10 protein-coding genes are annotated in these 13,819 nt (G+C 45.1%); 5 read left to right on the plus strand and 5 right to left on the minus strand.

What is annotated here, in order from left to right; translation table 11 throughout:
* Positions 1-307: 307 nt before the first annotated feature.
* The 4 genes from KJB05_RS16145 to KJB05_RS16160 all read right to left on the minus strand — a co-directional run bounded on the left by KJB05_RS16145 (position 308) and on the right by KJB05_RS16160 (position 6,183).
* Entirely contained in the window at positions 308-1,354 is a 1,047-nt protein-coding gene (locus KJB05_RS16145) for an MJ1255/VC2487 family glycosyltransferase (protein WP_039841410.1), read from the minus strand.
* A 3-nt stretch (positions 1,355-1,357) separates the two neighbouring features.
* Positions 1,358-1,906, minus strand: a complete 549-nt coding sequence (locus KJB05_RS16150) for a phosphatase PAP2 family protein (protein WP_033005531.1) — start codon at positions 1,904-1,906, stop codon at positions 1,358-1,360.
* A gap of 199 nt (positions 1,907-2,105) precedes the next feature.
* Positions 2,106-2,897: an SH3 domain-containing protein gene (locus tag KJB05_RS16155; RefSeq protein WP_208444326.1), complete on the minus strand. Its 792-nt coding sequence runs from the start codon at positions 2,895-2,897 to the stop codon at positions 2,106-2,108.
* A 217-nt stretch (positions 2,898-3,114) separates the two neighbouring features.
* Positions 3,115-6,183 carry a thrombospondin type 3 repeat-containing protein gene (locus tag KJB05_RS16160; protein ID WP_208444327.1) on the minus strand — a complete coding sequence of 1,023 codons (3,069 nt, stop codon included), beginning with the start codon at positions 6,181-6,183 and terminating at the stop codon, positions 3,115-3,117.
* Positions 6,184-6,764: 581 nt separating this feature from the next.
* Between KJB05_RS16160 and leuA the strand changes: the two genes are divergently transcribed.
* The 5 genes from leuA (at position 6,765) to KJB05_RS16185 (ending at position 12,558) form a co-directional block, all read left to right on the plus strand.
* Positions 6,765-8,312 carry a 2-isopropylmalate synthase gene (leuA, locus tag KJB05_RS16165; protein WP_005437391.1) on the plus strand — a complete coding sequence of 516 codons (1,548 nt, stop codon included), beginning with the start codon at positions 6,765-6,767 and terminating at the stop codon, positions 8,310-8,312.
* A 94-nt stretch (positions 8,313-8,406) separates the two neighbouring features.
* The gene (leuB, locus tag KJB05_RS16170; protein WP_208444328.1) at positions 8,407-9,498 is read left to right on the plus strand and encodes a 3-isopropylmalate dehydrogenase; all 1,092 of its coding nucleotides are present in this window, start codon (positions 8,407-8,409) and stop codon (positions 9,496-9,498) included.
* A 111-nt stretch (positions 9,499-9,609) separates the two neighbouring features.
* Positions 9,610-11,028, plus strand: a complete 1,419-nt coding sequence (gene leuC, locus KJB05_RS16175; protein ID WP_208444329.1) for a 3-isopropylmalate dehydratase large subunit — start codon at positions 9,610-9,612, stop codon at positions 11,026-11,028.
* Positions 11,029-11,038: 10 nt separating this feature from the next.
* Positions 11,039-11,641: a 3-isopropylmalate dehydratase small subunit gene (leuD, locus tag KJB05_RS16180; RefSeq protein WP_208444330.1), complete on the plus strand. Its 603-nt coding sequence runs from the start codon at positions 11,039-11,041 to the stop codon at positions 11,639-11,641.
* Positions 11,642-11,775: 134 nt separating this feature from the next.
* Positions 11,776-12,558, plus strand: coding sequence for a DUF547 domain-containing protein (locus KJB05_RS16185; RefSeq protein WP_208444331.1), 783 nt, complete (start codon positions 11,776-11,778; stop codon positions 12,556-12,558).
* Between the two features lie 138 nt (positions 12,559-12,696).
* Here the strand turns inward: KJB05_RS16185 and djlA are convergent, their stop codons facing one another.
* Positions 12,697-13,557 (minus strand): co-chaperone DjlA, encoded by an 861-nt coding sequence (gene djlA / locus KJB05_RS16190; protein WP_005437387.1) that lies wholly within the window; start codon positions 13,555-13,557, stop codon positions 12,697-12,699.
* Positions 13,558-13,819: the final 262 nt, after the last annotated feature.

Raw genomic sequence — 13,819 nt, forward strand, 5'->3', positions numbered from 1 at the left:
CAATTAGGTATTTAATCCATATTTATCATAGCGTTAAGAAAAACATAAAAAAGTATAAAACAACTAAATCAGAGATTTCTGACAACCTATTTAGCACGTTAATGACAATCTACAGGGGTTATACAATCCATTTGCGGAAATTATTATTTCCATTTCACTTCAAAAACCAGCATCAATAGTTCCGTTCACAAAACACACAAATCAGTTAAAGAGGCAGCAAAATCGCAGTGAATAGAAATGATTTTGAGGGCATAAAAATGCAGCCAATCAGGTCATGAATGACTGCAAGAGAAATATGAGGTGAGAGTTAAATATTGGCTACATAACTTGGAAAATCCACTTGTTCCCAAAGTTGTTCAGAAAGCTTCTCCGGCGCGTCCCATGCACCCTGTAATACCCAACTTGCGATGGCTTTGGCTACATCGGGATACTTTACGCTTTCGGCATGTTGCTCCTTCAACCACTGACGTACGATCGAAATATCCAGATTATCCATAGAAGTCGCCAAACCAAGATCTTCTAACGTAGCGACATTACTCTGTTGCTCAAATTGTCCCGCCAGTGGTTTAAGCAGTAATTTCTTACCAAGCGACAGGGCCTCTGAAGGGAGTTCAAACCCACCGTTGGCAATCACGCCGCTACAACGCTGCAAATGATATTGGAAATTGGTGTGACACAACGGACGCAATTCAATGTTTTCGATACGCTCACACTCAATCACGTTTGGGTGGTAACAGACGAAAGACTGTTGATTAAAATGAAACAGCAAATCACTGATGTCTTCAATTGACTCAAACGGCAGATACACCAATACAAAGTCTTCACTGCCTGAGGCATGGTCAAGTGTATGAACAATAGGAGGAAGGATCGGCTGATCAAAGTGGTACCAATGCAAGCCTAGGTGATGTCGCGAAGGAGCAAAATGTTCAATCACCGATTTATCAAACCAACTCGCCCCTTTAAGAGGTACTGGGTAGCGAAATGCATTTTGATGACTGATCCCAATACAAGGTTTGTTTTGCTTACGAGCCGCCCAAGCCGAAACGGGTTCAAAGTCATTGATGACTAAATCATAAGAAGAAAGATCAAGCTGCTTCACTTCTTTGAAAAACTGAATGAGATTATTGTTCAAAGCCGTTTTGGTGTAGTTCACCGATCCTTTTTCCGTCACAAAAGTGAATCCACGACGTGTCTGATAGTCCCCAAATGCTTCCATGGAAAAGTACTTTTCTGGCTCACGTCCTGAAAAAAGAAAATCGACCTGCACATCGTGCTCTTTGAATGCTTCACTCATGGCTCTTGCCCGAGCGATGTGACCATTCCCCGTACCTTGAACACCGTAAAGGATTTTCATCCACTAGCCTCCTACTATAGCAATTGCTAAAGAACCACAAAGGCTGCCCAACAAGGCGCCAATAATGATGTCCGTAAAGAAATGCACGCCGAGCAAAATTCGTGACGTGCCAATTAAGCTCGCCCATACAAAGGCGAAAGTTCCAAGCTCTGGGTAAAAGTGATTGATGATGGTCGCCATAACAAAACCGGCAGCAGTGTGACCAGAGGGTAAGCTATAGCGATCAGACGGCGTGATAAATGCAGGTAGAAGTGCACTCAATTCTTCAGGACGACGACGCTTGAAACTGTTCTTAAGCATCCAATAGATTGGCAGTTCAAACGCAAATGCGGTAAGCCCTGCGAGTAAAAACCATTGCCCATGCTGCTTATCAAGGAACCAGGCCAGTAAACCTAGCACCAAATAAAGGTGCCCATCCCCACTGTGGGAAACACCTTTACTGATGTTTGCAACTTGTTGGTTAAAGCGGTGCTGTAAGCACACACTAGAAAACGCCAAATCAAATTTAGCGATGCTTGCTATTGGCTGTGAAATTGTCTCTAAAGCTCGCATGTGACTTCCCTATACTTTGACAACGCCCTTGTATGAAAAGTAGGCGCAGAAAGTGACAGCTACATGACGAGAATTTGGACAATTAATGACACGTGATGGCTTAGGAGAAAGAGATAAATAACCAATGATTAGACGGTACTAAAATGCTCGGTGACAAATACATGATCGACCGAGCTTTATAATTGAGAGGGGCGATTACTTAAGATTGGTTCGAGCTCGCCATCGGAACATCGATATACCAAACTTTTCTTTTTTTACGGCATGCTCTGAGTGAACCCGCAGTTATATGACCGTCTTTCGTCAGCTCATAACTCAAATCACGGCAAGTGTAGTTACCGAACAGCTCACTTTCGGCCGGCTCTACTGGCGCAGGCTCATCACCACATAACAAAGGGTTTGGCTTGATAGAAAGAATATCGTGATTGACTTGGTTAGTGCGCGCATAGTCCTTATGAACATAACCTCGAACCATGCCCTTTTGCTCGACTAACAGCCAAGGTTCACCCTTAACTTTTGCAATCGCATTAAACTCTTCATCCTTATTTAGCTCCCCGAGCTTTTCTCCGTCTAAGCTTGGCTTTGAGCGTAAATTCAGGTTGGCTTTAGAGCGGTATGACACATCCATAAACTCTAGTGTTTTGGAGGTGTCCACTCCGTCGACGATTGGGCGACTGACTTCCGCCTCTTTCCATTGGTTAGGCTGAACTCGAATCTTCCACCATGAATATGTATCGGGGTCTTTGCCTTTGAACTTGTTACGATTGTCAGACTCCAACGCCACCAGCATCTGATTCAGAAATGATGCCCGTCCATCTTCACTCAGGTACTGATCCATCTGTTGATTGATCACCATAACGCTTTCAGCATGATAATCCATCATCACAGAAGAAACCGTATGGGGCTGAGAACCAAACTGCAACAATTGGCACCCAGATAAAGAAACCACAGCGATTGCCAGCGCAGAACGTCCAAATTGTTTTGCTAAATCCATTAATCCCTGACCTATTTACTTTGAAACTCTATAAATGCATCCGCTCTACTATAAAACGCTCTGATGGAATTATGCCAACCAATTGACCCCTTTGTGTGATACCTCGCAAAGCGTGCGGTATAAAAAGTCATCTCAACCGTGCTCCGCTTTCTTGTTCACCTAAGAAACAGCTCGTTCTATAAAAAAGCGGCTACCGAAGTAACCGCATTCAGACTTATTAATGGTTGGTGGATGTTCGATTCCACACTTCTGTTGACCAGGTGTTATTGCTTCGCTCTCGCTGTACGATACCCTTGCTATCGTAGCTATCGGTCTGACGTTGCCACTCGGTCATATCGTTTAACTTTGTGCCTGATTCATCGAAGTATTCCGATGTGCTGTAGCTAAACTGTTGGCATACCTCAGCCTGATATTGCTGACCATCCACATCGTAATTAATCGTTTTCTTGCCCGCGTAGGTTTGGCTGTACATCACGTTACCAGTGCGCCAATCGACGAGCTGGTCGTCATCACTATCGCCGCCATACTGAGTTGAAGGATCATGGATTGAGAATTGACTGTACGTGACATTAGGAATTCGATAATAAGCATTTTCACCCCACGCTAATTGCTTAGTCGTTCGAGAGCCCCATTTAATATCAACGTCACTATTCGGCTCATACCCTTCTACGCCCAGCCAATCTCCGTTTTGACTAGTGTGATAGTGCTCTTTAAACCAAGCAGAACTATCGAGTAACGTCGCAAACAATTGCTCCAGACGAACATTCATGTCATTCCACTGATAGTTTTCATTCACTAACAGGTGCCACTCGTAATTCGCCTCCTGCTCAACATACTCATCAAACTCATTGAAGCGAGAGCGCTGCATTCGGTAGGTGTTGATATCGCCAACCTCTGCGACATATTCACCCTCTTCTAGAGATGCCAAACATTGCTCGAAAGTCGCGAACTCACCTTCTGGGACTCTAGAGAGTATCGGGTCTTTACCATAAGCTTGATTATTGATGGTAAAGCCTTCCAATTGCTTGACGTAGTTACTCAATCCCCAGACAGGCGTCACTTTTGCCTCGTCTGCATACTCCATGTATGAACGTTCACTTTTCACCACAAGATTTTGGCCAGCGGTGTAGTTTGTCGTTGTCTCTGAAATATATACTGGCGCAGGCTCGCTGCTGCCATCGTTGTCTACAAAGGCATAGTTGCCCTCATGTCCTGAAATACACACTTCAACTAGAGTGCCATCCACATTTAAAATATCTTTTCCTTTGTAGAACAACGTGGTGGCATCTTGATTAAAGGTTGGAGACTCGGCATCAGTGTTCCATTTATGGATGCGAGTGTAATCAACAACTAGTGGAGTATTGAGTACCGCGTCGTGCTCTTGCTGAATCGTAGGGACAAAACCCCACCAGCGGTAGTAGGTATCATGGAAGCCGTAATACATACCGCTTACCGCGTCGGTATACTCTAACTCTGCAATCGGATCCCATTCGCTAACAGCACCACCAAAATCAGGTGTCACTTGGGTAACGTGGAAAGTTCGATCCGACAGTAATCCATTAGGTAACCCTGATTGCTGGCCAAGTAAGATTTCGGTTTGAGAAAACTGTTGGGTGTCGCCATTGTTCATTTCTCGCGTAATGGAATAAAGCTTACTGTCTCGCCTTTCATCAATCCCCACTGTAGAGAACTGATTCTCAGGTAAAGAAGCAACACATTGCGCTAACGTATTCGGTATGTTGAGGGCTTCAAGTGGTTGGTTATCTTCAGCATCTAAGTAACCATCACCATCATCATCTGTGTCAGCATTGTTACCTATTCCATCCCCATCGGTATCGAGTGTTTCCGTCGGGTCGTTTGGCAAAGCATCAGCATTATCGCCTACACCATCTTTGTCACTGTCTTTCGATTCTGAGGCATCACTTGGGAAGGCATCATTGTTGTCACCAACACCGTCCTTATCGCTGTCTTTAGATTCTGATGCATCATTTGGGAAAGCATCGCTGTTGTCGCCCACGCCATCTTTATCGCTGTCTTTAGATTCTGTCGCATCAGATGGGAAAGCATCGCTATTGTCACCAACACCATCTTTATCGCTGTCTTTAGATTCTGATGCATCAGTTGGGAAAGCATCACTATTGTTGCCGACACCGTCTTTATCGCTGTCTTTAGATTCTGATGCATCAGTTGGGAAAACATCGCTATTGTCACCAACGCCATCTTTATCGCTGTCTTTAGACTCTAATGGATCATTTGGAAACGCATCGTTATTGTCACCAACACCATCCGTGTCACTGTCTTTAGACTCTGAAGCATCATTTGGGAAGGCATCGCTGTTATCACCGACACCATCTTTATCACTGTCTGTCGTTTCTGATGGATCGTTGGGGAAAGCATCAGCATTATCGCCAACAGCGTCTTTATCCGTATCTTTGCTCTCACTTGGGTCGAGAGGGAAAACGTCTTGATTATCCCCAACTTTATCACCGTCGGTGTCGTACCATTCGGTATCATCATTAGGGAAAGCATCAAGCGCATCAATAATAAGATCGCCATCGCTGTCATGAGTGGAAACCAGCATCAACTCATTCGTTTCAGGATCTTTAATCACGATATGATCATCACTAGCATTCTCGACCAAAAGGTTCACTTGCTCAGAATCTGCGATAATATTTTGGGCTTGTTCAAGCTCTTGAACGGAGGCAGGCATAGCGCCAGAAGCAACTAAAGAGACCGCACTTTTTTGTACTTTCTTCGCCTCTTCTGTTTGAGATGCAATATAGTCAGAAACCACCGATGCTTCACTTACCCCAAGAGCTTGTGCAACCTCGCTTATTGCCTGCTGATAAGCATCCGCTTCACTAGTATTGGTGACGCCAATGCGCATTTTAGCTTCAACCAATGTCGTTAATGGCGTAACAACCTTACCCTGATAAGCGACCATCAACAGATCTTCAGCAATGGGTTTACCATGATCTAAGTCGATCGCGACACCTGCTTCAGCAAAGGTGATGAGTTGGTAGTCGTTAATGTCATCGATTTGAGTCAGATCCAGAGAAACCGCACCAGTTTCATCAGTGATACCACTTAGCTCTCCGTCTTCCAAAATGTAGTTAACGCTGTCTTTTCTTTCTAACCATACTTTTGCATTTTGAATGTAGCCATCTATCACCTTAACGGTTAACACATTGTCGGTAACCGTTGGCTGATTGGAATCGTCACCGCCACAGGCAGAAAGAACCAAAGCACTACTGATCGCCAATGCAACTCGGGATTTATAAAACATAACTCACCATCCTTGATTAATTTGCCCTCCATTTTAAATATCTCTCCGCTAGCCGTAAGGCATTCACTAAACTAATAACAAGAACTCGATCGAAAACAGTTAAGAAATATTACGTAACTAAAACGCAGCAAAACAAACGGTTACATTTAGTATCAAAGCGCAATAAACACCTGCATTTAAAAGCTATTGTGAGACTGAAAAATCTCCTCCTCTGAGCAAACTAAAAACGATTCACGCTGCGAATAACCGCCAGCGCTTGAGTCCTCCTAAAAACCATTAACAGAAATCCACTCATCCGATATGAATAAAAAATCGACTTTAGGGTTGACGTGCTCCATTGAGTGCGGTACTAATTTGTTAACTTAATTTTGTGGAATGCTTAACAACTATGTCAGCACGTTTTTCTATCCTGCTTAGCCTCCTCCTTATCGTGACCAATTCGCGCGGGTAGGCTGTGGAAGAAAAATAACCACACCAATTTCTAAGAAACCCGCATGAAAATGCGGGTTTTTTTATATCTAAATACCGGAAGTAAACGATTAAATTGCACGAAAAGTGCAGAAATCATGAAGGAAGCAAACATGAACGATCAGGTCATTATATTCGACACCACATTGCGTGATGGCGAACAAGCGTTGTCAGCAAGCTTGACGGTTAAAGAAAAACTGCAGATTGCCTATGCGCTGGAAAGGCTAGGCGTTGATGTTATCGAAGCGGGTTTTCCTGTTTCTTCTCCGGGTGATTTCGAATCCGTACAAACTATTGCAAAACACATTAAAAACAGCCGAGTTTGTGCCCTTTCGCGTGCCGTTGCGAAAGACATCGATGCTGCCGCTGAAGCGCTAAAAGTCGCAGACGCATTCCGAATCCACACTTTCATCTCGACTTCGACTGTTCACGTTCAAGACAAATTGCGCCGTAGCTACGACGATGTGGTTGAAATGGGCGTGAAAGCCGTAAGACACGCACGTAATTACACGGACGACGTTGAGTTTTCTTGTGAAGACGCTGGTCGCACGCCAATCGACAACCTATGTCGCATGGTTGAAGCGGCCATCGATGCTGGCGCAAGCACCATCAACATTCCTGACACCGTTGGCTACACCGTACCAAGCGAGTTTGGTGGCATCATTGAAACCCTATTCAACCGTGTACCAAACATCGACAAAGCGATCATCTCTGTTCACTGTCACGATGACTTGGGCATGTCTGTTGCCAACTCTATCGCAGCGGTTCAAGCAGGCGCTCGACAAGTAGAAGGTACCATTAACGGTATCGGTGAGCGTGCAGGTAACTGTTCTCTAGAAGAAATCGCGATGATCCTAAAAACTCGCCAAGAGTTCATGGGCGTGCATACGGGTCTAAAACATGACGAAATCCACCGTACCAGTAAGTTGGTCAGCCAGCTATGTAACATGCCAATCCAGAGCAACAAAGCGATCGTTGGTGCTAACGCGTTCAGCCACTCTTCAGGTATTCACCAAGATGGCATGTTAAAGAACAAAAACACTTACGAGATCATGACGCCTGAGTCGATTGGCCTTAAGAACCAAGCATTGAACCTAACCAGTCGCAGTGGCCGTGCTGCGGTTAAGAGTCACATGGACGCAATGGGCTACAAAGAAGAAGAGTACAACCTAGATGCGTTGTACGAGGACTTCTTGAAACTTGCTGACCGCAAAGGTCAGGTGTTCGACTACGATCTAGAAGCACTAATGCACTTCTCGAACTTGCGCGAAGAAGACGACTTCTACAAGTTGAACTACCTAAGCGTTCAATCTGGCAGCGTAATGGCAACCACCAGCGTCAAAATGCAATGTGGCGATGAAGAAATGTGTGAAGCTGCCGTCGGTAATGGTCCGGTTGATGCGCTATACCAATGTATCTACCGCGTGACAGGTTACGAAATCGTCCTAGACAAGTTTGACCTAACCGCAAAAGGCGAAGGTGAAGACGGTCTTGGTCAAGCAGACATCATCGCTAACTACAAAGGCCGTAAGTACCACGGTACCGGCGTTTCTACCGATATCGTAGAAGCATCTGGCCAAGCGCTATTACACGTTATCAACAGCATTCATCGTGCCGATAAGATTGAAGAGATGAAGCAAAAGAGAATTGCGACGGTTTAATGATTAATTCATTGGAGCATGAGCCTCACAACTCAGGCTCCAACCAAATTCGTTTTAGACAAGCTCAAAAATTTAGAAAACTTAAAGGATTACCATGACAGACAAATCATACAAAATCGCCGTTTTACCAGGCGACGGCATCGGCCCAGAAGTAATGGCGCAAGCACACAAGGTGCTAGATGCAATCGAGAAGAAACACGGCATTGCGTTTGAGCGTGACGAGCACGATGTAGGTGGTATCGCGATTGATAATCACGGCTGTCCACTTCCAGAAAGCACAGTAAAAGCGTGTGAAGAGTCTGATGCAGTCCTATTCGGCTCAGTTGGCGGCCCTAAGTGGGAACACTTACCACCAAACGACCAACCTGAGCGCGGTGCCCTACTGCCGCTACGTAAACACTTCCAATTATTCTGTAACCTACGCCCAGCGCAGATCCACTCAGGTCTTGAAGCTTTCTCACCACTACGTGCAGACATCTCCGGTCGTGGTTTTGATATCGTTGTTGTCCGTGAACTGACGGGCGGCATCTACTTCGGCCAACCAAAAGGTCGTGAAGGTGAAGGTCCAACAGAGAAAGCGTTCGATACTGAGGTGTACCACCGTTACGAAATCGAACGTATTGCAAAAATTGCTTTTGAGTCTGCTCGTCTACGTCGCAAGAAAGTGTGCTCTATCGACAAAGCGAACGTTCTACAAAGTTCTATTTTATGGCGTGAAGTGGTCGAAGAAATCGCAAAAGACTACCCAGATGTCGAGCTGTCACACATGTACATTGATAACGCGACTATGCAGCTTATCAAAGACCCTGCTCAGTTCGACGTAATGTTATGTTCAAACATCTTCGGCGACATCATTTCTGATGAGTGCGCGATGATCACAGGCTCTATGGGTATGTTGCCTTCAGCGAGCCTAAACGAAAGCAAATTCGGTCTGTACGAGCCAGCAGGCGGCAGTGCACCAGATATCGCAGGTAAGAACATCGCTAACCCAGTGGCACAAATCTTATCTGCTGCACTGATGTTGCGTTACAGCCTAGGTGAAGAAACTGCGGCGCAAGACATTGAAGCCGCAGTATCAAAAGCACTTTCAGCTGGGGAGCTAACGGGCGATCTTGCTGGTGACAACCCTGCACTTACAACATCTGAGATGGGCGATAAGATCGCTGAGTACATCTTAAACTCATAATACAGAACAGATTCATAATAAATACTAAATCCTCTATCCACCAATGGCTTACCTCTCAGTCATTGGTGCTAAAACAAAGCGACAAGGATAACGAGGAAAGGAAGCAAACCAATGGGCAAAACACTATACGAAAAAGTCTACGACGCACACGTTGCCGTCGCAGCAGAAGGGGAAAACCCAATCTTGTACATCGACCGTCATTTGGTACACGAAGTGACGTCTCCGCAGGCATTTGACGGCTTGCGTGAAAAAGGTCGTAAAGTGCGTCAGGTCAGCAAAACTTTTGCGACTATGGACCACAACGTTTCCACGACGACAAAAGACATCAATGCTTCCGGCGAGATGGCCCGTATCCAGATGGAAACGCTATCGAAAAACTGTGAAGAATTTGGCGTTACGCTTTACGACATTAACCACAAATACCAAGGCATTGTGCATGTAATGGGACCAGAACTTGGCATTACGTTACCGGGTATGACCATTGTTTGTGGTGACTCACATACCGCAACTCACGGTGCATTTGGTTCACTTGCATTTGGTATCGGTACTTCAGAAGTGGAGCACGTGCTAGCAACTCAAACGCTAAAACAAGCACGTGCAAAAACGATGAAAATCGAAGTGAAAGGCAAAGTAGCTCCGGGCATCACTGCTAAAGATATCGTACTTGCCATTATTGGTGAGACCACCGCTGCTGGCGGTACAGGTTATGTCGTCGAGTTCTGTGGAGAAGCCATCACTGATCTTTCCATGGAAGGTCGTATGACGGTATGTAACATGGCGATTGAGCTAGGCGCAAAAGCAGGCTTGATTGCACCAGATGAAACCACATTCGATTACATTAAAGGTCGTAAGTTCTCGCCACAGGGTGCTGAATTTGATGCGGCAGTGGAATACTGGAAAACCTTAAAAACAGATGATGATGCTCAGTTTGATGCCGTAGTAACGCTGAACGGTGCAGACATCAAGCCACAAGTCACTTGGGGCACAAACCCAGGTCAAGTAATCGCTGTAGACCAGCCCATCCCAACACCAGAGAGCTTTGCAGATCCAGTAGAAAAAGCCTCTGCTGAAAAAGCGTTGGCTTACATGGGACTTGAAGCTGGCAAAGCACTTTCTGATTACAACGTCGATAAAGTCTTTATTGGTTCTTGTACTAACTCACGAATCGAAGACATGCGTGCAGCAGCAGAAGTAGCGAAAGGTCGTAAAGTCGCAGGGCATGTTCAAGCTCTTATCGTTCCGGGCTCAGAACAAGTAAAAGCCCAAGCTGAAGCGGAAGGCTTGGACGTTATCTTTAAAGAGGCAGGATTTGAATGGCGTCTACCGGGTTGCTCAATGTGTCTGGCCATGAACAACGACCGCTTGGGTCCCCATGAGCGTTGTGCGTCTACTTCAAACCGTAACTTTGAAGGTCGCCAAGGTCGTGATGGTCGCACCCACTTGGTTAGCCCTGCTATGGCAGCGGCAGCGGCAATCGCTGGTCACTTTGTTGATATTCGCGAATTGACTTCTTTTGAGAACCAGGACTAGGAGAGAACAGATGTCAGGTTTTAAACAACACACAGGCTTAGTTGTTCCTCTAGATGCAGCGAACGTAGATACCGATGCCATTATTCCTAAGCAGTTCCTACAAAAGGTATCTCGTCTAGGTTTTGGTAAACACTTGTTCCATGACTGGCGTTTCTTAGACGATGCTGGCGAGCAGCCGAACCCAGAGTTCGTGATGAACGCTCCTCGCTACAAAGGCGCTTCTATTTTGCTAGCGCGTGAAAACTTCGGTTGTGGTTCTTCTCGTGAGCACGCACCGTGGGCACTAGCGGATTACGGCATCAAAGCGATGATCGCACCAAGCTTTGCCGATATTTTTTACGGCAACTCGATCAACAACCAAATGGTGCCAGTTCGTTTGACTGAGCAAGAAGTGGATGAAATCTTCCAGTTTGTTGAGGCTAACGAAGGCGCAGAAGTGGAAGTAGATCTAGAAGCGAATGTGGTTCGCGCCAACGGCAAAGAATATGGTTTTGAAATCGATTCGTTCCGTCGTCACTGCTTACTAAACGGTTTGGACAATATCGGTCTTACCCTTCAACACGAAGATAAGATTGCTGAGTACGAGGCGAATATCCCAAGCTTCTTAAGCTAATTAAAATCGCAATTTAAACAAATAAAAGGTTGGCTTATGCCAGCCTTTTTTCTTTTATTTTCATTGCCTCAAGAAAGAAACTTCGCCTTATGCAGGTCTACAATATCAATAAGGTTTAACCCAAAGGTATCTCTATGAAGCGTCTGTTATTACTCTTGTGTGCGCTCGTTTCTTTCTCAACATTTGCCGCACCTAAATCCGACTTATGGCCATATTGGAAACAATCGAATCAAGCCAATCAAAGTCAAATCTCTCCTCAAGATTGGCAGCAATTACTCGATGCTTATTTAGTTGAACAAGGCGAGAATACCTTGTTTCGTTACAGCCAAGTCACCTCGGCCGATAAAACTAAGCTGAAACAATACATCCAACGTTTGGCAAAACTCGACCCTTTACAATACAGCCAAGCAGAGCAATACGCCTACTGGGTAAACCTTTACAACGCCATCACTGTAGACTTAATCCTAGATAACTATCCTGTCGAATCGATTACCAAACTTGGTGGGCTATTCAGCTTTGGCCCTTGGGGGGATGATGTGGTCGTGGTCAACGGGAAAGATCTGACTTTAAACGATATTGAACATCGCATTTTACGTCCAATTTGGAATGACCCGAGAACACATTACGCAGTTAACTGTGCCAGCCTAGGATGCCCTAATCTGCAGTCTCAAGCATTCACTGCTGAAAACACGCAAGCTCTACTAGATAGTGCCGCCAAAACATTTATCAACAGCAGCAAAGGCGTATCCATTCAAGGTAACACGGCACAGCTGTCTTCTATTTATGATTGGTTTGCAACGGACTTTGGTGGAGAAAAACAAGTCTTCAACCACATCGTAAAGTACGCACCGCAATACAAAAATTTCTCTGGCAAAGTGAAATACGAATACGATTGGGACTTGAATCAGGCCAACTAAACTGGGGGATTTGAGGTCAATTAGCATTAGGATCATGATAGGTCAAAAGCTAAAGACACCGGCAACTCAAAGACTAAGACATGAAAAAAGGGCACTCTGTGCCCTTTTTAAATCCAATACTTGATAGAAAACGTCCGACTACTTAAAGCCTTTGACTTTCTTAATCAGATCGTAAGCGTTTTGAATCTCTTGAGATTTCTCTTTCGCAACGTTCATCATCTCTGGTGGCAAACCTTTTGCCATCAATTTATCTGGGTGATGTTCATTCATTAACTTACGGTAAGCACGTTTGACCGTTTTGCCGTCCGCATCTGAAGAGACATCAAGGATCTTGTAGGCATCCGCCAGTTGATCCGCTTGTGAAGCTTGCTGCCAACCTGCCCCTGAAGATTGATATTGTCCTTGTTGCTGACCATGGAAACCACCTTGGCTTTGAAAACGAAACGCGGCTTCTTGCATGTTCAGGCGACGTTCTAATTGCTCCGAAGAGAACCCTAAACCGCGGGCAATTTTGTGTAATACACTGCGTTCACTCGGGTGGATGGAACCATCAGCAAACGCCGCTGAGATTTGTAGTTCCAAGAAGAACTGCAACAGGTCAAAACGCCCTGCTGAAGAGATTTTCACGCGAACCAATACATCTTCAAGTGGGAAATCACTCTCTTTACCATCACGGAACGCTTCTTGTGCTGCACGACGTTGCTCGCCATGCAAGCTCATGCGGTCCATCATTGCAGACGCAAGTTGAATCTCTTCTTTGGTCACTTGACCTTTGGCTTTTGCCACATGTCCCATAACTGCGAATGCAGCCTTAAAAAATTCTTCTTGGCGCTGGGCTTGGCTTGGACCTTTACCAAAGCCTCCGGTAGAAAACCCAGCTTGGCTTAAACGACGAGCTTTATCGAATTGGTGACCGATAAATAGGCCAAACAACAAACCGAATGGACCACCGAGTAACAAGCCAAAAAAGGCACCCAAAATTTTGCCAAAAATATGCATTATGTGTTCTCTATCAATGAATTTTTATCGACGACGGCGGTCTTATAGTGCCGGACGCAACGATTTCCTTTATGATAATGGAATTAGTTTTTTTATGATCAGGCTATTTCGCCTGCTTATCTTTGCAGCTATTTTATATCGGCATTATGCCACAGCGAATCCATGCTCTGGGATAATTGCAAACTATAGTTGATTCATTTGGCTATAAAGCGAGGGTACAACAAGCCCTATAGCCATCGAGTAGTAGTGACACAGGAAAGTT

Origin of the sequence: Vibrio sp. B1ASS3, from assembly GCF_905175355.1 — a bacterium.
GTDB lineage: Bacteria > Pseudomonadota > Gammaproteobacteria > Enterobacterales > Vibrionaceae > Vibrio > Vibrio owensii.

Bases quoted from the DNA above. Each gene is read 5' to 3' on its own strand.
- djlA (WP_005437387.1), bottom strand. From the start codon at position 13,557: ATGCATATTTTTGGCAAAATTTTGGGTGCCTTTTTTGGCTTGTTACTC.
- leuD (WP_208444330.1), top strand. From the start codon at position 11,039: ATGTCAGGTTTTAAACAACACACAGGCTTAGTTGTTCCTCTAGATGCA.
- KJB05_RS16155 (WP_208444326.1), bottom strand. From the start codon at position 2,897: ATGGATTTAGCAAAACAATTTGGACGTTCTGCGCTGGCAATCGCTGTG.
- leuC (WP_208444329.1), top strand. From the start codon at position 9,610: ATGGGCAAAACACTATACGAAAAAGTCTACGACGCACACGTTGCCGTC.
- KJB05_RS16150 (WP_033005531.1), bottom strand. From the start codon at position 1,906: ATGCGAGCTTTAGAGACAATTTCACAGCCAATAGCAAGCATCGCTAAA.
- leuA (WP_005437391.1), top strand. From the start codon at position 6,765: ATGAACGATCAGGTCATTATATTCGACACCACATTGCGTGATGGCGAA.
- leuB (WP_208444328.1), top strand. From the start codon at position 8,407: ATGACAGACAAATCATACAAAATCGCCGTTTTACCAGGCGACGGCATC.
- KJB05_RS16145 (WP_039841410.1), bottom strand. From the start codon at position 1,354: ATGAAAATCCTTTACGGTGTTCAAGGTACGGGGAATGGTCACATCGCT.
- KJB05_RS16185 (WP_208444331.1), top strand. From the start codon at position 11,776: ATGAAGCGTCTGTTATTACTCTTGTGTGCGCTCGTTTCTTTCTCAACA.
- KJB05_RS16160 (WP_208444327.1), bottom strand. From the start codon at position 6,183: ATGTTTTATAAATCCCGAGTTGCATTGGCGATCAGTAGTGCTTTGGTT.